We start from the raw sequence: 20,670 nt of genomic DNA, 5'->3' as shown, positions 1-20,670 counted from the left end.
GAGGACACATAAGCGTCCTCCGCTGCCTACGGCATAGGAAAACAGAGTCTTTGATATTAGCTTCTTCTTATTTGCCGAAGGCAGGCCGGACTTGCGCCTTTTTCTGGCAGCTTTGCCTTATCTGGCGCAGTCCGGCCGTTCGGTCTATGGTTTTTAAGAACAGCCTGTTGTGCTTCCGCATGTCTCGCACTTGAGACATGTCCCGTTTCTCACAAGTGTAAAGTTGCCGCAGATAGGGCAGGCATCGCCTTCGTAGCCTTTGCTTACGGCTTCTTCTCTTATGACTTCTTTTTTTGTTTTTTTGTGGCTAGTGTTTTCTTCTTGTTTCTCTTCCGTGTTGTGGCTTATGTCAGTGCTGGATATTTCTTCTTTTATGTGTGCAAGATCATCTCTTCCCAGATAGGAGATGCCCAAGTCGCGGAATATCAGGTCTATCACGGAGGTTGCCATTCTCAGCTTGGGGTGTCCCTGTACCATGCCGTTGGGCTCAAAACGCGTGAAGACAAATGCATCCACAAACTCCTGTAGAGGTACGCCGTATTGCAGACCTATGGAGACTGCAATGGCAAAGCTGTTGAGAAGAGAGCGGAAGGCTGCACCTTCTTTGTACATGTCCAGAAAGATTTCTCCCAGCCTGCCGTCCTGATATTCTCCGGTGCGGATAAAAAGACTGTGTCCTCCTATTTTTGCTTTTTGAGTGTAGCCAGCTCTGCGGGATGGAAGAGTCTCCCTCTGTCCGCGTGATAGACTTGTTGTCTGTGTCGACTTATTTATTTCTGTTGCCTGTTCTGCGTATTGCTCTTCACGAGGCTGTAGCCTTATTCTTGCTGCTTTTGCTATGGCCTCCGCAGCTCCGTCGCCTGCTCCACTTACTGCAGAAAGTGGCTGGCTTAGCTTGGATGCGTCTCTGTATAGGGCAACAGCTTTGAGCATACTCTTCCATGACAGAAGATAGGCTTCTTCCACATCCCGGATGCTTGCGCTCTGCGGCATGTTTACTGTCTTGGATATAGCTCCGCTTACAAAAGGCTGCACAGCTGCCATCATAAGCACATGCCCGCGCCATGATATAGAGCGTGTTCCCTTTTTTCCTGCAGGACTTGCCGTGTCAAAGACAGACAGGTGCTCTTCTTTGAGATGCGGAGCACCCTCCAGTGTCATGGAGCCGCAGATATATTCCTCTGCTGTCTCAATTTCCTTCCTGGAAAAGCCCAGAAAAGCAAGCAGGTCAAAGCTCGCATCCTTGGACGCATCTTCTGGAAGCCCCAGCCTTGACAAAGTCTCCTGTGAGAAATTCCATATACCAAAAACATCCTTGATAGAAAAGGCATTTTTTGCCCTTTCTTCCATTGCAGATATTTCTTTATCTGTAAATCCTTTTTCCTTGAGCTTTTTATGAGATATCACAGAGCAGCCCTTGAGACTTGCCGCTCCTACGCAATAGCGGACAATCTCCTCTATCTGCTTCTCCGAGTAGCCCAGTTTTCTTAGCGCAGGGGGTACCGAGCGGTTTATTATCTTAAAATATCCACCTCCTGCAAGCTTCTTAAACTTAACTATCGCAAAATCAGGCTCTATCCCTGTTGTATCGCAGTCCATAAGAAGCCCGATGGTTCCCGTAGGTGCTATGGCCGTAACCTGTGCATTTCTGTATCCGTAGTTTTCTCCAAGTTCGAGCGCTTCATCCCAGATTTTTCTTGCTGCCTTGACAAGATAATCCGGACACAGCGTCGGGTCTATGCCTATAGGAGTAACGGACAACCCCTCATATTCTTCCCTTGCAGAATTATATGCTGCACGCCTGTGGTTTCTTATAACACGCAACATATGCTCGCGGTTTGCCTCATATCTTGCAAAAGCACCCCACTCTGCTGCCATCCTTGCGGACATGTGATATGCACGACCTGTCAGTATTGCACTGAGAGCTCCCGCAACAGCACGTCCCTCCGGACTGTCATAAGGAAGCCCCATAACCATGAGCAGACTGCCAAGATTGGCAAAGCCCAGCCCAAGAGTCCTATAAAGATAACTCTTCTCCGCTATCGTTTTGGAAGGAAACTGAGCCATTACTACGCTTATTTCAAGCACAACAGTCCATAAATCAACAGCATGGGAAAACCCCTCTACATCAAATCTGCCTGAATCCATATCATAGAAGGGAAGGAAATTGATAGAAGCAAGATTACATGCAGTATCGTCAAGAAACATATACTCAGAACAGGGGTTAGAAGCATTTATCTTTCCGTCAGCCGGACAGGTATGCCACTCATTAATAGTGCTGTCAAACTGAATCCCCGGATCAGCGCACTGCCAGGCAGCCCTGATAATCTCCTTCCATAGCTCTCTTGCCTTTACTACCTTTATCACCTGACCGCTTGTGCGTGCAGTAAGTTCCCAGTCCCCATCATTCTCTACAGCCTCCAGAAAAGCCTGAGACACGCGTACAGAATTATTGGAGGACTGTCCGCTCACAGTGTTGTACGCCTCTCCTTCCCAGTCCGTAGAATACACTGGGAAATCCTCAGGACTCATCCCAGCCTCTGCAAGACGTAAAACCTGATGGATATAAGTCTCAGGAAGCCCTGCGGAAATAGCCTCTCTTATGGCCGTCACAAGAACAGCATCCTCATAATCCCCGCCGCATGATGAAAAAGCTTCAAGCAGCCTGCGTGACATAGAGGAAACCAGTCTGCTACCTGCAACAAGAGAAGCGACCTTATACTCTTCCTCCACCTTCCATCTGACAAATTTAAAGATATCTGGATGATCCACATCAAGCACAACCATCTTGGCTGCACGTCTTGTGGTTCCTCCGCTCTTTATTGCAGCAGCAGAGCGGTCAAACACCTTGAGAAAAGAAAGCAGTCCGGAGGACACCCCACCACCGCTCAAAGGCTCCCCCTCAGCTCTGATTCTAGAAAAATTACTTCCAGTACCGGAACCGTATTTAAAAAGCCTGGCCTCACGCTGGAGCGTATCCATAAGGCCACCTTCTCCCACAAGATCATCCTCTACATCCAAAATAAAACAGGCATGTGGCTGAGGCCTCTCGTATGCGCTCGCTGACCTTTTGAGCTTGCCAGTCTTGTGGTCTACATAATAATGCCCCTGAGGTGGCCCCTCTATACCATAGACAGCATGCAGCCCTGTATTAAACCACTGAGGAGAATTGGGCGCTGCCATTTGGTGAGCAAGCATATAACAAATCTCATCATAAAAAATCTGGGCATCCTCCTCGCTGTCAAAGTATCCCGCATCCTCACCCCATTTTTTCCACGTATAAGCCAGACGATGAAAGACCTGTCTTGCATCGAACTCCCTTCCATCGGGAGAAATATCCTCTGGCACCCCTGCCTTTCTAAAATATTTCTGAGCAATAATATCCGTTGCAATTTGAGACCAAAAAGAAGGGACAACAACCCTCTCTTGAGAAAAAATAACCCTTCCGTCAAGATCACGTATCTCACTCTTTCTCTCCACCCACTCAATCCCATCGTAAGGAGAAGACATCCCCCGCGTAAAAAACCTTTTAAATTTCATAAGACCTCCGCTATATATAGTGCAATATCCTAGTAATAAAGACTATAACACCTATATATGGGGATGTAAAGAGAAAAGATTATAAAACTTGTAATATTTAAAAACCGAACGGTCTTGCCGCAGCCTATGATGTAGAAAAGTCTGTATGGCTGCGACAAGACCTGCCCTTGGCAAATACATATAAGAGCACAAAGACAGCAGGAGCATAAAGCTCCCCGCTGACAGTTATGACATAACTAAGGCAAGGGAATAATACACTGTATAATCAAGTTATTTATCTCCAGCAGATTAACAACAGAAAGAACATCCAGTCGTATGTCATTGGGAAGATAAAAGTTGAGAATAATAGTATTGGTATAGTCGAAAGACCAATCCAGACTTGTGGTAACAGAAGAAGAAGAGACATGACTAATATCCGTAGAATCAAGGGCCGGCTGAGTCTGGTCTCCCGTATAAGTCGTGCTAACACTATCCATAATGTCCTGTTTGTCTGTTGTTATAGAATATATAGGAGTAACCCCCACTCTGTTAGAAAAAGTAAGCCCAAAAATCCAATCCTTTTGCTTCCATTTAAAAGAACTTGCTAGACTCAGTGGCATTCTTATTTCCAGTGGATAGCCATCATTATTGTTATAATAACGATTTTCCGTTACAGCAATGCTGTCTACGGCATCATCCCATGTGCCGTCGCTTGCTCCGGTAGCACCATCGCTTCTGTTTATTGTTATCTGTTTTTCCATATAATAATCGTCTGTCGGTTGATAGGCTATGGATAATCCTGCTACCGGTTTAAAGCCCAGAACAGCCCAGTTATCAAAATCATAATAAAAATAATGAGAAGCCCCTGCTTCTGCACTATATTTTAGCAAACCCTTTCTCACCTGAGTAACCTCTGTCTGGTCAAAATCAGATGCATTTGCAGAGGCATCAAGAGTTATTGTGGAAGTTATATTCTTATACTCGCTTGGTATGGGAAGTTCAAAAGACACATTTCCATAGATCTCAAGCCTGTTTTTACTATTCTTGCCAAAGATAGGATTCATCTCAAGAACAGCCTCTATATTGGTCCCAAGGGTATTTACATAATCTTCTATTAGATTATTATTTATAGTTGCCCCTGCAAAAGTGCTACTGCTTTCTACCTGATATTTTTCTTCTATAGAAGAAGACAGATTTCTGTTTTTCCATGACATTTGGGCAGAAATGCCCAATCCTTTAACAACCTCGCCGAGGGGAATATAAACAGGGACAGTTACTTCTGTATCTATAACAGTGTCTGGAGATGTCTTGGTTGTTATATGCGTATAATCTAGGACAGGATCAGGCTCTGCGGAAGCTCCTGCCGCATCCCTGTAGTATTTGACCGTTTCAACCCCGTTATTCTGAGCATAGGTGTCTATTGCTATTCCTGATGTATTTGATTTATAAGAAAAGTTTATACCTGCTCCTAAGAGAATAGGTCCAGTGGGCAGGATAAAACCTCCAGAAATATTCATGTCCTCTGACTGTAGGGTATATTTATTTTCTGTTATGCTGCTTTCCCATATGTAGTTGGTGGTTCCCACTGTCTTTGTTGCAGTAACAGAAGAAGTGCCATTGTTAATAGTTGATATTGTAGGGCTAGAATCAAAAGAAAGTCCCATGGACATCTTGATGGGAGAAAAGTATCCTGCCAGGAAAAGAGGTCCGGTATCGGTATTTGTAGATGCTGTACCCTGCCTGGAGTTTGCGACACCGGCAAAAATATAGGTTTTGTCCAGAGAAGAAAACCCCGGAGCACTTCTAAGAACATTAACATCACTCATAGCATCAAACTCATTGGTAAAAATGCCAAAGCTGGCTAAGCTCTGCAGTGAGTCAAAGCCTAATGCTTTTTCCTGGGAAAAAAGAGATGTAAAAGAAAATAACACAACTAAAGACAGTAAGATAATGTTTCTTTTCATATCAAGCCTCCTTTAATATGTTTTTATAAAAAAATAGCGCGTTTTGGGAGTGTATACAAATTTTTATCGCATAAATCTTTTTTTTTGAGGAGATATGGTTAAGTTTTACCATTGTTTCAAAATAAAATTCCTAATGTCCTGTCTTTTGATACTACAAATAGTAGTACTGTTCTTTTTTTGATAAAAAATTTATATATCATATCATTCTGTTGTGTTTTTCTATCTGGCTGTTAAGGATAACAAGCTGGTTTGTATTATTGAAATAGTTGTGCAGATAAAAAAAGACTGCCTGTAAAGGCAGCCTATTCTTTATGAGCTATATTTTTAGTAGCGATAAGAATCCGATCTGTTTCTTCTAGGTCTGTCGCTTCCACGCTCGTTAGCCTGATTTACTCTGATTTGTCTGCCGTCAAGCTGCTGCTGATTGAGCGCGCTTATCACGGCTTCTCCTGCTTCCTGTTCTGCCATTTCCACAAAACCAAAGCCTTTGGAATAGCCGGAATCTCTGTCAGTAATAATTTTTACTGATTCTACCTCACCGTACTGCTCAAATGCATCACGAAGAGAATCTTCACTTGTCTGGTAATTGAGATTACCAACATAAATCTTAAAAGACATAAAATAAATCCTTTTTTCTCCGCAAAACGGAGAACCATCCATAAATCCTATTAACAATAGGAGAGCAGAAAGATACAAAAAATGTTTCTTTAATATAGAAATAAAAATAAGATTAAGAAAATCAGAACCCTAGTTTTTAAATCAAGCTCATTGTTATAGTACCTCTTTTATAATACAGCGTCAAGCCAAATGAGACTATTTCTCTATAAATTAAAAAATAGTGTGCAGTCAGCTTTTTTTATGTTACAAGGGTATAAAATATCAACTACACCCTTGCTTTGCATGATGGCGATAATCTCATCCTTGATAAGTAATAATATCAGGTATGCTGTTGTTATATGTTGTCTTATATCTCTTTTTTTGCAAAAAAGGCTTCTTTCCCGGGATATGCAAAGCGCCTTCTTGCTATGTGTTCTGGAACAGAGAAATAGGTTATATCTGCTTTTGTACAGACTGTCCCATTGCTGTCTATAAGTTCTGCCTTGATATACACGAGGTTCTTATCCGTTTTTTCCACACGTGCCTTTATGGTTATCTCCTGGTTTGTAAGCATCACGGGCTTTTTATAGTGTACGGAGAGTTCTGTAGTGCTTCCGGATGTCCCCAGCACGGTAAAAAGAACCCAGCTTGCTGCTTCATCTAGTAGTGTTGCCTGTATTCCGCCGTGGAGCACTCCGGAATAACCTTCAAAATATGTTTGAGGTTTCCACTTGCATACTACTGTATCTCCTTCCAGAAAAAAATCCATACGTAGCCCCTGCATATTGTGGGGAGAACAGCCAAAACAATTGTAGCCTTCCAGTCCTGTATAAGGGTTATTGATTCTTTTCATATTAGCTCCTTTACGATTGCAGTATAGCAAATATCAAAAAATCTGTAAAACATATAAAGATTCCATGTTCCTCTTGTCTGTGCCTGTGTTTTTCTCTATACTCAGAGCCTATGAATCAGGATCAGGTAAAAGAAAAACTGCTGCAAATAGAACCGGATACTATAGATTTTTCTGTCATATTTTCCGGTAAGCAAAGCAAAAAGGCCAATGGTATATATTATCCGGAAAGACGCGAGATAATCATACATAACAGAAACTTTAACAATGATAATGACCTCATGTATACGGCTATCCATGAGTTTGCTCATCATGTTTATTTCTCCACTTCTCCTCTTCCTGCTACCAACAGGGCTCATACGCAGGAGTTCTGGACACTTTTTCACAAGCTTCTTGCAAGAGCGGAGGAGCTCGGCATATATAGCAACATATTTATAAGCAATGACGAATTTATTGCTCTTACACGCACTATCAAGCAGGACTTTATAGAAAAAAACGGCACACTGATGAAAGAGCTTGGTGGACTTTTGTTAAAGGCGGAGTCCTTATGCCAAAAATACGGAGCAAGATTTGAAGACTATGTGGAGCGTGTTTTGGGGCTTGGCCGTACAGTAGCCAGCACACTTATAAAGGTCTACTCCTACGATGTTGCTCCAGAAATTGGCTATGAAAATATGAAGACAGTCGTCTCTTTTTCCAAGCCGGAGGAGAGAAAAAGAGCAGAAGAAGCTCTCAAGGCAGGTGAGCCTGCCCATGCGGTAAAGACAGCAATCAAGAAGGAGAAGGAACCTGCAAGCCCTATAGAAAAACTCCAGCAGGAGAGAAGCAGGATAGAGAGAACAATACAGAACCTCACGCGACGGTTGGAAGAGATAGAACAGCTCATGAGAGAAGTGCAAAAAGAAGAATCATAGACTTGCCTTTTGCTCATTACAGTTGTAGCCTTATATTATGGAAGAAATAAAGATGCAGAAAACAGAGGGAAGCAGAAAAGCTCCCTTTAAACTTACTCTCTACAGCCTTTCTACCTGTGGTTTCTGCAGGCGGGCTAAAAAGTTTCTGGAAGAAAACGGCTTTCCCTTTGATTGGCTTGATGTGGATACTCTGGATAAGGAGACAAGAACAGTATTAAAAGACGAGTTAAAAAGCCGTTTTTCTGTCAAAGTTGGATTTCCTTTTCTTGCCATAGAGCATGACTCCGGTAAACTTCAGGCTTTGGTGGGTTTTATAGAAAGGGATTGGGAGGATATCCTATTATGAAGCCTCAGTCTGTGTCTGATGTCTTTGCTTATGTTAAGAAAGTGGCAGAAAAAAAAGGCTGGAAGCTCAACTACGATGCTAGATTCCTTTCTGACCTCGTAGATGGTATGTTTTCTCAGTATCAGCGCCACGGATATTTTCTCTGTCCCTGCCGGGAGAGTTGGGATGATATTGATAAAGACCGTGATGTTATCTGTCCCTGTGCTTATGCAGAGGCTGATATTGCAGAGTACGGACACTGCTTTTGCGGACTATACCTGTCGGATACAGCTTATAAAGAAAAAAAAGAGGTTTCTTCCATACCAGAAAGAAGACCAGAGGATAAGTGCCCCTAACACATGGCTTCATCAAGTGCTGCAAGGAAATCCTCTATCTCTTTTTCTTCCGTGTGGTATGAGCACATGAGTCTGCATATATCTTTTTCCTCTTCCCACACATAGAACATATATTTTTTTAACAGTTTTTCTCTTGTTGCGGGATTCAGCGGTACAAAGACAGCATTGGTTTCTACCGGATATGCTGCTTTTATCCCTCTTGCATCAAGACCTTTTTCCAAAATCTTTGCCATTTTGTTGGCTTTTCCTGCAAGCTCAAGCCAGAGATCGGTGCCGTATAACTCCAGAAACTGTGCTGCAATGTATCTCATCTTGGATGCAAGCTGCATACCTTGCTTGATGTGGTAGCGTATTTCATCTGTGTGTTTAAAGAATACTATCGCTTCTCCATACATAAGTCCGTTCTTGGCACCCCCCAGAGAGAGTATATCCACTCCCTGTTGGCTTGTCATATCTTCCGGATTTATTCCCAGCGCTGCTGCTGCCTGAGAAAATCGTGCTCCATCCATGTGCAGCAAAAGGCCGTGCTTGTGCGCAAAGTCTGCAAGCTCTTTTATCTCTGCAAGTGAGTAGAGAGTACCTATCTCCGTAGGCTGGGTTATGGAGATTATGGCAGGCTGCGACTCGTGATAATTGCCTGTTGCATTAAGCTGTGGTCTTATATCTTCAGTCCTAAGCTTGCCGTCTTTTGTCAGAATTGGTAGAACACGTGCACCTGTTGCACGCTGCAAAGCGCCACATTCGTGCGTGTTGATATGGGCAATATGGCTGCACAATACGCTGTTGTAGGGACGCAGAAACGGAGCCATACCAAGGATGTTGGCGGATGTTCCCGTATGTACAAAGAAGGCATTTTTTGCGCCTGTAAGCTTACACAGAAGCCGGACTGCTCTTTCTGTGAGCAAATCTTCCCCGTAAGAAGGATAATATCCCATATTAGCCTTCTGCATGGCCTCAAATATACGGGGATGAACAGGGGCAGTATTATCGCTTGCAAAACCAAACATAGGGCAATTATGCTCTCATCTTGTAAAATTTTCAAGATTTTTGTGGAGATAAACTCTGTAAAGCCTTTATTTTTTTGTTGTTTTATGGATATTGGTTGTCTTAATTTGCCTGTATTATGCTGTTTTTATCTATTTTTTTGTACTGTTTTTTTCTTTTTTACAATAAATTTTGAGTATTTTTGAGTTATGTGATGTTGGTTGACATTATTATGCGTAAAAACAAGCTTTCTTTTTTACCTCTTAACGTGTTTCCATATATGTGTTATAAAAAATATATCCGCTGCATACCTTAAAAATCTATAAAAAGAGGAAGAACATGGGAAAAACCGTAGCCGAAAAAATCTTTGATGCTCATGTTGTGGATAACCCTTATCAGGATGTGTTTGTGCTTTCTCTAGACAGAGTTTTCTGTCACGAGATAACAACCCCTATTGCAATCAACGATCTTGTTGCAAGGGGTAAGGACAGGGTTTTTGACGCGAGCAAGATCAAGGCTGTTATAGACCACGTAACACCTGCCAAGGATACCAAGACAGCAATACAGGGAAAAATTTTGCGCGATTGGTCAAGAAAACATGGGATTGAATTCTTTGATGTGGGGAGAAATGGCGTCTGCCACGCCATATTTCCGGAGAAGGGTTTTGTACGGCCTGGCTTTACAGTGATTATGGGCGACTCACATACTTGTACGCACGGTGCTTTTGGTGCTTTTGCTGCTGGTGTAGGTACCACAGATCTTGAGGTTGGTATACTCAAGGGCGTGTGTGCTTTTAAGAAGCCGGAGACAATAAAAATAAATGTAACAGGTACTCTTAAAGAGGGTGTGTATGCCAAGGATGTTATTCTTGCAATCATAGCAAAGCTTGGTGTAAACGGTGCAACCAATAAGGTTATAGAGTTTGCAGGTCCTGTTGTAGAGAGTTTTTCTATGGAGAGCCGTCTTACCCTGTCCAATATGGCAGTAGAGGCAGGTGCGACAAGCGGAATTTGTTATCCCGATATGACCACGGTTGAATATTTGTGGCCTTTTATAAAGGATGATTTTTCTGATAAAGAAGCAGCTCTTGAGGAGTACAGCAAGTGGCTTCCCGATGATGATGCAGATTATGCCGATGTTATAGAACTTGATGTGTCAGAGCTGGAACCACTGGTTACCTATGGTTATAAACCAGATCAGGTAAAAACAGTAAGAGAGATGGAAGGCACTCCTGTTGACCAGGTGTATATAGGCAGCTGTACCAATGGCCGTATAGAAGACCTCCGGATTGCAGCCTCCATTCTCAAAGGCAAAAAAATAGCGGACACAGTAAGAGGGATAGTCTCTCCGGCAAGTCCGGGTGCCTATGCACTTGCTCTTAAAGAAGGCCTTCTTGAGGTTTTTATGGAAGCTGGCTTTAGTGTGACTAACCCTACATGTGGGGCCTGCCTTGGCATGAGCAACGGTGTGCTTGCACCTGGAGAAGTTGCAGCATCCACAACCAACAGAAACTTTAATGGGCGCATGGGCAAGGGTGGAATGGTTCATCTTATGAGCCCTGCGACAGCGGCTGCAACGGCCATAGAAGGTAAAATTTGCAATTCTCCCTTGTTTAAGGGCTGAGTAAAGGAGAAAATAATGAGTGTTAAGTTTGGCGGAAAGGTATTGTTCCTTGACAGAGCAGATATAAACACGGATGAGATAATCCCTGCCAAGTATCTTACTGAGGTCTCCAAGGAAGCTCTCAAGCCCTATCTTCTGGAAGACCTAAAGCTTGACGGTTTTGAACCAGGCAGGGACCTTGCCGGTGTAAAGGTTATTGTTGCCCGTGAGAACTTTGGCTGTGGCTCCAGCCGAGAGCATGCGGTATGGGCGCTGGAGGTCAATGATATAAGCTGTGTGATTGCTCCAGGTTTTGCGAGAATCTTCCGCGGCAACATGTTTAACTGCGGTCTTCTTGCCATAGAGCTGTCTGCTGCGGAGGTGGATGAGCTTTTTGCAGATTTTGCAGGCAAAGAGGTTGAGGCTGATATAGACGTTGACAATCAGAAGATAATCTTTAAGACTGCGGATAAAACCAAGAGTCTTAGTTTTGAGCTTGGTGGTTTTGAGAAGGAGCTTGTCAAAACAGGCGGCTGGATTGAGTATGCTGATAAAAAGTATTAATGGACTTCTATAGAATAGTTTTGTAATGTCTTCCGGGAGCTAGTGCTCCCGTTTTTTTATTCCGAACGCCTTAAACGCGCAGCGTTTAAGGCTGCGTCCCGCGTAAGAGTCAGAAATATAATTTCTCCTTGTATACTGTATATTTGCCGCAGGCAGCAGAAAGCGCTTTTTCTTATTTTCTTTTGCATGTGCGCTTTCTGCGTTCGGTATAAATTATTTGTTGCCGCTTTGATAAAACGTGTTTATATTTTTTGCAAATGATTTGCATTTTTATGGGGGCACAGATGAGGCGCACTTATTTTATTGTGTTTGTTTTGCTTATTGTACTTCTTTTTTCCTGTAGAGATAGGAGTGTGGATGTTGCCAGGGATAGTAAGCCTGTTGTTACTGTAAGTATTTTGCCTTATAAGTGGTTTGTAGAGCAGATTGCCGGTGATAGTGTAGATGTGTTTGTTCTTGTAGGACATGGGCAGAGTCCGCATTCTTACCAGCCGTCTCCGTCCCAGCTTGCTTCTCTTTCTGGAGCGCGTTTGTGGTTTCTTGCTGGTGTAGATTTTGAGAATGCGCTTGTAGAGAAGGTCATGGCAATGTATCCGGAGCTTAAGATTATAGATGCTACCTTAGGCATAAAGCCGAGGAAGGTTGAGGAGTATTCTGCAGAGGGGGATGAGGAGTCTGATGGTGTTGACAGGCATACATGGCTTGGCAGAGGGGCTGCGCTTGTAATTTTGCGTAATATCTACGATACGCTTGTAGAGGAGTTTCCTGATAAGGTGTCCTTATATAAGAAGAATTATGGGAATCTTGTTTCTGAGATAAACAGGGTTTTTGATGAGCTTTCCCACAGGCTTGCGCCTCTTGCAGGAAGCAAGGTTTTTGTGTTTCATCCGTCCTTTGGTTATTTTCTTGATGAGTTTTCTCTACGACAGGTGCCTGTTGAAGTGGGGGGAAAGGAGCCTTCTGCTTCTCAGCTTGCGGATTTTATAGAGCTTGCCAAGAAGGAAAAACCGCGTGCTGTTTTTGTGCAGGCCCAGTTTTCTGACAGGGCTGCCAGGCTTATTGCAGACTCTGTGGGTGCCGAGGTTCTGTCGCTGGACCCGCTGGCAGAGGATTGGCTTGATAATATAAAAAGAATGGGCTCTGCTCTGGCTGCAGCTTGTGAAGGTAAAAAATGATGAGGAGAATCATTATAGAGTGCAAAGAAGTAAGATTTTCTTACGAGAGGCTTCCTGTACTAGAGGATGTGTCCTTTCACATACACGAGGGGGAGTTTGTTGCCCTAGTTGGTCCCAATGGCGCTGGCAAGTCCACTCTCATCAAGCTTCTGCTTGGTTTGCTTTCTCCTGCGTATGGCAGTATTACTATACTCGGCAGGTCTGTCGGAGAGGCGAGCCATCTGATAGGTTATGTGCCCCAGACTATGGAGCATGATAAGGTCTTCCCGATAAGGGTTGAGGATGTTGTGAGAATGGGGAGAATCTCAGGGCTTTCTATGTGGAGTCGGGTTGAGGATGAGGTTGTTCTGCGTGCCATGAAGCAGATGGAGGTCGATTCTCTTGCTGGTCGCCAGTATTCTGAGTTGTCAGGAGGACAAAGGCGTAGGGTGCTTGTTGCGCGGGCGCTTGCAGCAGAGCCGGAACTGCTTGTTCTTGATGAGCCTACCGCAAATATGGATGCGGATAGTGAGAAGAGGTTTTTTGATATCCTTGAGAATGTTAAGGGAAAGACAAGCATTCTAATAGTTACGCATGATAATGAGTTTGTCTCATCTCTTGTGGACAGAGTACTATGTATAGGAGAGCCTGTTGCTCCGGGCCGGGGAAGGCGTGTTGTGGAGCATAGGGTTACAGCTACGAGTGCGTCTCCTCCAGAGCTTTTTGGCGGTAAGGTGCTGCAGGTTCTACACAACGAGGTTTTGCCTGATAATAGCTGCTGTGGGGAGGCAGAGGATGCAGAATAATTTCTTTAATGTATTGCTTGATCCATCTTTTCCGTTTTTAAGAAATGCTCTTATTGCGGGTGTATTGTCTTCTTTTTTGTTTGGCACTTTGGGAACAGTTGTAACAGTCAAGAGGATATCTGGGCTAGCAGGTGCTATTTCTCACGCTGTACTTGGCGGGATAGGTATGGCGCTCTACCTTTCTGCTACCAATATTGTTACATGGATGAGTCCTATGCTTGGGGCAATGCTTTTTGCTCTTATTGCAGCCGTGACCATAGGTTTTATTTCTTTTAGGATGAAGCAGCGCGAGGATACAGTTATCAATGCGATCTGGGCCATAGGTATGAGTATAGGTGTGCTTTTTATGGCAAGAACCCCAGGCTATACCGACCCATCTACTTATCTTTTTGGCAACATTCTCTTTATATCTTTTAAAGACCTGATTATGCTTGCTGTTCTTGATTTGATTGTTGCTGCTCTAATAATAAGGTTTTATCCGCAAATTATGATTAGTGCTTTTGACGAGGATTTTGCAAGGGCAAGGGGAATCCCAACAAAGGCTATCTTTCTTATAATACTTGCCATAACAGCAATATCGGTTGTTCTTCTGCAAACTTTTGTGGGCATCATAATGCTTATAGCCATGCTTACCCTGCCTGCGGGAACGGCAAGCTATCTTGCCAAGAGCCTTTCTGGTATGATGATACTTGCCAGTCTATTTTCCTTGTTTTTTTCCACAGCGGGTATATTTTTGAGCTGGGTCTTTGACCTTCCTGCCGGTGCTGTTGTTGTTGTTTTTGCCGGTCTTGTCTTTGTCTTTGCCGGGCTTATAAGAATGCTTTTGGGGAGACTGCATCGAGTATGACACGAATAAGACAGAGTGTTCTTGATATTGTAAAAAAGGCGCAAACTCCGCTTTCTGCAGCCGGAGTACTTGCAAGAATGTCAGAGACATGCCATCAGGCAACAATCTACAGAGCATTAAAGTATCTGGAAGCCAAGGGGCATCTGCAGTCCTTTGTCCTTCCTTGTGAGGAACACGGTACAGAAAAATATTATATGGGCAGTGCCGCAGGTTCTCATAAGCATTGGTTTCACTGTACCTCCTGTCACAGCTTTTTACCCCTTTCTGACTGCACCCTCTCTGATACTATTTATAAGCTGGAAAAAGAAAAAAACATATCAATAAGAGGTCATGTCTTGTATTTTACTGGGCTGTGCGAAGACTGCCGTGATAATAAATAATGCCGAACGCAGGGGACGCAATATCGTCCCCTGCTTTTTCCTTGCAAAAGTTGTGCAGGGCTGACTGCGTGATGTTCTGTCGCATATCTGCCGCAGGCAGGCTTACCTCTGCCATTCTTGCCGGGAATCTTTATATGGCAGAGGTAAGTCGTTCGGTCTTTTTTTGTCTTAGCAGGTTTATAAATATAAGTATTATAAGTAGCTGTGGAAGGATGTCCCCCAGCTTACTGTAGGGTGTGTTCTGCGGATGGTATATGGGAATATCTGTTACAAGGTATGTGCTTGTAAACATGGGAAGGTCTGCTGTGATGCGTCCCCATGGGTCTGTTACACTTGTGTATCCGCTGTTGGTGCTTCTTACAAGTGTTATTCCCAGTTCTATTGCGACCATTTTTGCCGGTACATAGTGTTGTAGTTGAGCGGATTTTTGGCCCGACCAGCTGTCGTTGGTCAGGTTGATGAGAACTTGTGCTCCTTTTCTTATAAAGGTGCTGTTTATATCGGGAAATGCGTCCTCAAAGCATATAGGGGTTGCAGCTTTTATGATTTTTCCCATGCGTGTTTTTATATGGTAGATTGTGTCTTTTTTGCCGGGCATCCATGTGCCATAGATGCCTATTGTTTTTTTAAAGAAGTCTCGAACAAGATGGTTTTCCCAGTAGGGGATGTATTCTGCAAAGGGTACCAGACGTTTTTTCCCATAGTAGTCCAGGATTTTGTGTGTGTCTGAGATTAACATTGTGGCGTTATAGTAGGTTTGTCTGTCTTCTCTGTAAGGGATACCGGTAAGAAGAGGTGTTTTGCTGTCTGTAAGGTAGCGGTTGAGTGGATACCTGGAGGGGTGTGTGTCGTAGTAGTTTTTAAACTGATAGGGATAGGTTAGAATTGTTTCGTTCCATATGATTATCTCGGGCTGTGGTGTTTCTCTCAGTGCTTGTATGCTTAGGTTTTCTGCAGTAAGTATGCTGTTTGTCTCGTTGCCTTCCTGCCATGAGTCTGCGTTTTGCTGTATCAGTGCTGCTCTTAGTGTCGCTGCGGGCTGGGGGGTGGTGGTGAGCTCTATTATTCCGTATATGAGGAAGAGTGTTGTGAGTGCAGCTATTGCTGCTATGTTTCTTATAGTGTGCCTGCGTGTGTGGGGGAAACGGATGTGCTGGGCAGCTGTTGCACTTGTCCATGCAAGTAGGAATGTTATTGGCCATATGCCGAGGATTTTGCTTATCTGCAGTAAGGGGAGGTTGTTATGTTGGCTGTGGGCAAGGAGTGCCCAGGGGTATGCAAGGAAGCCTATGCTTCTTGTGTATTCGAACACTGTCCACACTGCTGCAAAAAATATGGGGCGGATGTGGGGCTCCTGACGGCTTGCGTGCCATAGCAAGGGGGATAGAAGGCTGTAGTATATTATGTAGGCAAAGGTTACGCCTCCCAGTGTCCAGATGGAGTAATCGCCAAAGTTGGCTAGCCAATAGTTTGCGGCTACCGTAAAGCTTATACCAAACAGGAGCGTATAATGTTTGGCTTGCCTAAGGGTGCTTGCGAGTAGAGAAAAAAAGAGGGGGGTAAGGGCGATGGGGGCTAGCAGGGGATTCCCTTGGAAAAGCAGCTCATTGGGAATGCTTAGTGTCATCATAGCAGCAGAAAGGAGAGGAAGCATTAAAGATGTCAGGGTATGGTTTTTTTTATTCGGATATCTTATGCTTGGCATTTTTCTCTCATTGTAAGAGTATTTATGGATATGTTATGTTTTTTGAGTGGGGATTGTAAAGCCCGTTTTCTGTTTTTTTATGGTGTATCCGGGTTATTGATTTTGCGATGCCTGATATATCCTTATATAATCTATACTGAGTGTGGGGTTTTCTTGAGGCTCGATTTCAGGATTGGTTATCATGAGTTCTATAGCAATACCGTATTTTTTGTCATACGGCCATAGAGCTGAGCTATCTTCTTCTTTTTTATAGCTCAGTATCAGCTTATCATCTGCATAGAATTTTATTTCGTTAGGGCTCCAGTCAACAGCAAATATATGAAAACCGTCTTTTGTTTTGTTTTGTGTTATGTCATAGCCTGCTTTTTTTTCTGTCCCTAGGAGGCTGTTGTATATTTTGTTCTCTATTCCTGCTTCTGCTATGGTACGGTTTTCTTTGTATGTGCCTGACAGGAGTATTATCTCTCCGCATGCTGGCCAGAGCTCTGTTTTTTCTGTCGGCAATAACGATATGTATGCTCGTGTACCTTGCTGTGCAGGAATTTGGGCGGATACTTCTATCCTGCCGTATTTCCAGCCAAGTTCTGGCTTTGTTCTTATCCTTGCACTTGTCCACTGCCTTGTATCGGGGTTTTTTATTGCGCTTATATTGAGTTTACCATCTTTTATGTATATGTTTTCTTCCGCGCTCGTGTATATTGTGTGTATTCCTTTTCTCCAGTCAGGATTGGATATGCTGTACTGCCATAAACTAGGATTGAGAGCTTTATCTGAGAATTCTTCGGATAAAACCAGCTTTTTATTGTCTTTTTCTCCCGGTACACTCTCGCATGATACGGATATTATAAGACCAAGCAATATTATTATGGGAAACGCAGAGATTTTTACTTTATTCATGTTTTCCTCTTTTTTATATAATATATGGTTTTGTTTTTTAGTACAAGTTTATTTGTCAAATATAATGCTAAAGCATGTGTATTCTCCTGGTTTGCTGTCGACTTCTATCTTTGCATTATGCAGACTTGCAATATGTTCACATACTGCAAGTCCCAGACCCGTAGTCTTCTTACCTAGTTTTGTACTGAAAAAAGGAGTAAATATTTTTTCTTTTATATCATCTGGTATTCCGTGTCCGTTATCGTGTATTTTTACTATTATATTGTTGTCGTTTTCTTCTGCGGATATTTTTATAAATCCTCCGTGTAGAATTGCTTCCACACTGTTTAGCACCAGGTTGATAAGCAGTTGTTTTAACCTTCCTTCATCTCCTGTAAGAACTATTTTGTTGTGAGAAAAATGCGTGCTTACGTTTATCTTCTTGTTGTCAAAGATATGCTGAAAAAGGAATATCGTATCTTTTATTAGAGAAACTATGTCCACTTCTTTTTTTGTTTCCAGTTTTTTTTCTGCTATTTGAGTAAGAGAACTTATAAAATCCTGTATTCTGGTTATTTCCTTTTGTATTTTTCCCAGTTTTTCATTGGCTGATTCCGGCAGTTCCTGCAGTTTTAACACCTCAATATAGGTATTTATTATTCCCAGAGGGTTGTTTATCTCATGTGCTACCTCTGCTGCTATTTCTGCGGTTGCAAAGCTTTTTTCTGTTGACGAAAGATACTCCTGTATATGGTATTCTTTGGATTTGTCTTCTATTATTATTATGTGTCCCAAAAAATCTTCTTTTTCTACCAGGGGATATACCCTTATGTCAGTAAACATGGCTTTGCCAAAAGGTACTCCTGTCCATTGTCTTTTTTTGCCCGTGTATATGCTGTTTAGAATTTGTGCTGATTTGGGACTTATTTCTTCTGTTATTATGTTGTGTATTGCTGTTCCTTTCTTTAAGTCGTTTTTTTTGTCAATCATCCCGGAAGCAGCGGGGTTGATATAAAACATATTATGGTTTTGGTCTATAAGTACTATCCCTATGGGAAGCTCTCTTAGAAAATTTTCGTTATACAGTCTTGTAGAGCTAAAGATAGAAGAATCTTCCGATTCTTCTATCTCTGCTATCAGCGAGTATGTTAGACGAAAAAGCCTGAGACTGTCTATTTTTTGTACTTCGTCAGTGCTCTGTCTATATCCATTTTTTAAGACTGTTACTCTGTCTGCTATGGAGAATATCTCATCAACGTTGGGGGTTACATATATTACGCTTTTACCTTCCTTTGTCATTTTCTTTATAATTGTAAAGAGCGTTTCTATTTCTTCTTGTCTCTGTCTGTTGGAAATTTCGTCCAATATTAGTATATCAGGATTGTGTGATAAGGCTCTCATTATGTCTATGAGATTTTTCTCAGGTCTTGCCAGGTCTCCAGCAGGAACAAATATGTCAAAATTTGTGTTGAGCTGTTTTTGAAGCTGTCTGGTCCTTTCTATATAGATATAGTAGTCATCTATGTTTTTCCACATCTTTGGCATGCGGGTTATAAATATGTTTTCTATGGTATTGAGAGAGGGGATTACCTGAGGGCTCTGATACACTGCTGCTATTTTATATTTGTAGGCATCCTGTGGGTTGTTTATTGTTATTTTTTTTTTGTTTAAAAATATTTCTCCTCTATCAGGTCTTATTTCTCCTGTGAGTATCTTTACCAGACTGGTTTTTCCGCAGCGGTGTTCTCCAACAAGAGCATGGACTTCTCCTTTTTTTAGCTCAAAGTCCACTCCATTTAAGACAGCAGTATTGTTTTCTTTATAATGGATATTTCTCATGAAGAGAATAATGTTTTCCATGTTTATTCTAATCCGAGTTTTTTAAGTTTATTATAAAGTGTTTTTCTATGTATCCCCAGTATTTCTGCTGCTTTTTGTTTTTTCCCGCCTGCTTTTTTGAGTGCCTGAAGTATTATTTCCTTGGATAAATCGTCTACCACAGAGTTAAGATTTGTCTCATTTGGAAGTTGGTAGCTTGTATGTATATTGTGATATTGTGGAGGGAGTTCTTCTATTGTTATGGTATCTCCTGATGAGAATATAACTGCTCTTTCTATACAGTTTTTTAATTCTCTGACGTTTCCAGGCCAGTCATGTGCAATGAGAATATTTTTTGCCTCATTGTCTATTTTTTTTATCTCTTTGTTATACATAAGAGAAAAATGTTTGAGATAATACTCGGAAAGAGGGATGATATCTTCTCTCCTCTCTCTTAATGGTGGTAGTTCTATTGTTATTACGGATAGTCTGTAAAAAAGGTCTTCTCTGAATCTTTTTTCTTTTATAAGTGATGGGAGATCCTGATGTGTTGCTGCTATGATTCTTACATCAGTATGTATTATCTTGTTGCTTCCAAGTCTCTGTATTTCTTGTTCTTGCAATACGCGTAATATTTTTGCCTGTGTGTTGGGATGCATGTCTCCTATTTCGTCAAGGAATATGCTTCCTCTGTCTGCCTGTTCGAACTTTCCTTTGTATTGTTTGTCTGCTCCTGTAAATGCGCCTTTCTCATAGCCAAAAAGCTCGGATTCCAGCAAGTTTTCTGGTATTGCAGCACAATTGAGCTTTAAGAAGGGAGCATCTTTTCTGTTGCTTTTATAGTGAATAGAGTGGGCTATAAGTTCTTTTCCTGTACCACTCTCTCCTGTTATCAGAACGGAAGCCTCCGTAGGTGCTGCTTTTTCTATTATGTCCAGGATTTCTGCCATTCTTGGACTTTTGCTTATTATGGGTGTGTATGTGGATTGAGTTGTTTTTGCTTTTTTTGCCTGTGCAAGCTGCTTTATCTCATCTGACAATTTTTTTAAATCTATCGGTTTTTGATAGAAATTTAATGCACCGTATTTCATAGACTGTACTATGTTGTCAACGGATATATAAGCAGATATCATTATTATAGGAAAAGCGGCAAAGGAAGAACGGAGTTCTCTTAATAGTGTTATACCGTCTTTCTGTGGCATTCTTATGTCCATTATAATAAGATCTACTATGCTGTTTTCTAGTTTTGCCAGAGCCTCGTCCGCAGAGTTTGCACTTATAGTATTATAGCCTATTGCGGATAAATATTCTCCAAGGGATTGGCAGAGTTCTTCTTCGTCATCAACAATGAGAATTGTAAAATTGTCTGTTTGTCCCATATGGCAAAGTATAACACAGTTTTAGAATAT

Annotated in this window: 18 protein-coding genes; 9 read left to right on the top strand and 9 right to left on the bottom strand. The window is 42.3% G+C overall.

All coding sequences use genetic code 11. From position 1 onward, the window contains the following. Positions 1-153 precede the first annotated feature (153 nt). The 4 genes from WKV44_00405 to WKV44_00390 form a co-directional block, all read right to left on the bottom strand. Complete coding sequence (locus WKV44_00405; protein ID MEM5946998.1) at positions 154-3,540, bottom strand: adenosylcobalamin-dependent ribonucleoside-diphosphate reductase; 3,387 nt, start codon at positions 3,538-3,540, stop codon at positions 154-156. A 236-nt stretch (positions 3,541-3,776) separates the two neighbouring features. Continuing rightward, positions 3,777-5,483: a hypothetical protein gene (locus WKV44_00400; protein MEM5946997.1), complete on the bottom strand. Its 1,707-nt coding sequence runs from the start codon at positions 5,481-5,483 to the stop codon at positions 3,777-3,779. A gap of 324 nt (positions 5,484-5,807) precedes the next feature. Then, complete coding sequence (locus tag WKV44_00395) at positions 5,808-6,101, bottom strand: RNA-binding protein (GenBank protein ID MEM5946996.1); 294 nt, start codon at positions 6,099-6,101, stop codon at positions 5,808-5,810. A gap of 346 nt (positions 6,102-6,447) precedes the next feature. Continuing rightward, complete coding sequence (locus WKV44_00390) at positions 6,448-6,933, bottom strand: PaaI family thioesterase (GenBank protein ID MEM5946995.1); 486 nt, start codon at positions 6,931-6,933, stop codon at positions 6,448-6,450. Positions 6,934-7,043: 110 nt separating this feature from the next. Between WKV44_00390 and WKV44_00385 the strand changes: the two genes are divergently transcribed. The 3 genes from WKV44_00385 to WKV44_00375 are packed head-to-tail and all read left to right on the top strand — an operon-like array spanning position 7,044 to position 8,525. Further along, entirely contained in the window at positions 7,044-7,844 is an 801-nt protein-coding gene (locus WKV44_00385) for a hypothetical protein (protein ID MEM5946994.1), read from the top strand. Positions 7,845-7,881: 37 nt separating this feature from the next. Next, entirely contained in the window at positions 7,882-8,190 is a 309-nt protein-coding gene (locus WKV44_00380; GenBank protein MEM5946993.1) for a glutaredoxin family protein, read from the top strand. After that, complete coding sequence (locus WKV44_00375; protein ID MEM5946992.1) at positions 8,187-8,525, top strand: ferredoxin-thioredoxin reductase catalytic domain-containing protein; 339 nt, start codon at positions 8,187-8,189, stop codon at positions 8,523-8,525. The genes WKV44_00380 and WKV44_00375 overlap by 4 nt, the downstream gene beginning before the upstream one ends. Here the strand turns inward: WKV44_00375 and WKV44_00370 are convergent. After that, entirely contained in the window at positions 8,522-9,532 is a 1,011-nt protein-coding gene (locus tag WKV44_00370; protein MEM5946991.1) for an aminotransferase class I/II-fold pyridoxal phosphate-dependent enzyme, read from the bottom strand. The genes WKV44_00375 and WKV44_00370 overlap by 4 nt on opposite strands. Positions 9,533-9,848: 316 nt before the next feature. Here WKV44_00370 and WKV44_00365 point away from each other — a divergent pair, with 316 nt between their 5' ends. The 6 genes from WKV44_00365 to WKV44_00340 all read left to right on the top strand — a co-directional run bounded on the left by WKV44_00365 (position 9,849) and on the right by WKV44_00340 (position 14,862). Then, entirely contained in the window at positions 9,849-11,132 is a 1,284-nt protein-coding gene (locus WKV44_00365; GenBank protein ID MEM5946990.1) for a 3-isopropylmalate dehydratase large subunit, read from the top strand. A gap of 15 nt (positions 11,133-11,147) precedes the next feature. Continuing rightward, positions 11,148-11,675, top strand: a complete 528-nt coding sequence (locus tag WKV44_00360; protein ID MEM5946989.1) for a 3-isopropylmalate dehydratase small subunit — start codon at positions 11,148-11,150, stop codon at positions 11,673-11,675. Between the two features lie 284 nt (positions 11,676-11,959). Then, a complete protein-coding gene (locus WKV44_00355; protein ID MEM5946988.1) occupies positions 11,960-12,850 on the top strand; it encodes a zinc ABC transporter substrate-binding protein in 891 nt (296 codons plus the stop codon). Then, entirely contained in the window at positions 12,847-13,635 is a 789-nt protein-coding gene (locus WKV44_00350; GenBank protein MEM5946987.1) for an ATP-binding cassette domain-containing protein, read from the top strand. Before WKV44_00355 ends, WKV44_00350 begins: the two co-directional genes overlap by 4 nt. Beyond that, a complete protein-coding gene (locus WKV44_00345) occupies positions 13,625-14,482 on the top strand; it encodes a metal ABC transporter permease (GenBank protein MEM5946986.1) in 858 nt (285 codons plus the stop codon). Before WKV44_00350 ends, WKV44_00345 begins: the two co-directional genes overlap by 11 nt. Beyond that, the gene (locus tag WKV44_00340; protein MEM5946985.1) at positions 14,479-14,862 is read left to right on the top strand and encodes a transcriptional repressor; all 384 of its coding nucleotides are present in this window, start codon (positions 14,479-14,481) and stop codon (positions 14,860-14,862) included. The genes WKV44_00345 and WKV44_00340 overlap by 4 nt, the downstream gene beginning before the upstream one ends. A 130-nt stretch (positions 14,863-14,992) precedes the next feature. Here the strand turns inward: WKV44_00340 and lnt are convergent, their stop codons facing one another. From lnt to WKV44_00320, 4 genes are all read right to left on the bottom strand, one after another. Continuing rightward, positions 14,993-16,492 (bottom strand): apolipoprotein N-acyltransferase, encoded by a 1,500-nt coding sequence (lnt, locus tag WKV44_00335; GenBank protein ID MEM5946984.1) that lies wholly within the window; start codon positions 16,490-16,492, stop codon positions 14,993-14,995. A gap of 168 nt (positions 16,493-16,660) precedes the next feature. Continuing rightward, positions 16,661-17,464 carry a glycoside hydrolase family 16 protein gene (locus WKV44_00330; GenBank protein MEM5946983.1) on the bottom strand — a complete coding sequence of 268 codons (804 nt, stop codon included), beginning with the start codon at positions 17,462-17,464 and terminating at the stop codon, positions 16,661-16,663. Between the two features lie 48 nt (positions 17,465-17,512). Then, positions 17,513-19,303, bottom strand: coding sequence for an ATP-binding protein (locus tag WKV44_00325; GenBank protein MEM5946982.1), 1,791 nt, complete (start codon positions 19,301-19,303; stop codon positions 17,513-17,515). Between the two features lie 2 nt (positions 19,304-19,305). Continuing rightward, positions 19,306-20,640, bottom strand: a complete 1,335-nt coding sequence (locus WKV44_00320; GenBank protein ID MEM5946981.1) for a sigma-54 dependent transcriptional regulator — start codon at positions 20,638-20,640, stop codon at positions 19,306-19,308. Between the last annotated feature and the right edge of the window lie 30 nt (positions 20,641-20,670).

Source organism: Spirochaetia bacterium 38H-sp (assembly GCA_039023545.1).
GTDB lineage: Bacteria > Spirochaetota > Spirochaetia > Winmispirales > Winmispiraceae > Rarispira > Rarispira pelagica.
The sequence above is the reverse complement of the archived record's forward strand: the minus strand, read 5'-3'. Positions and strand labels throughout refer to the sequence as shown.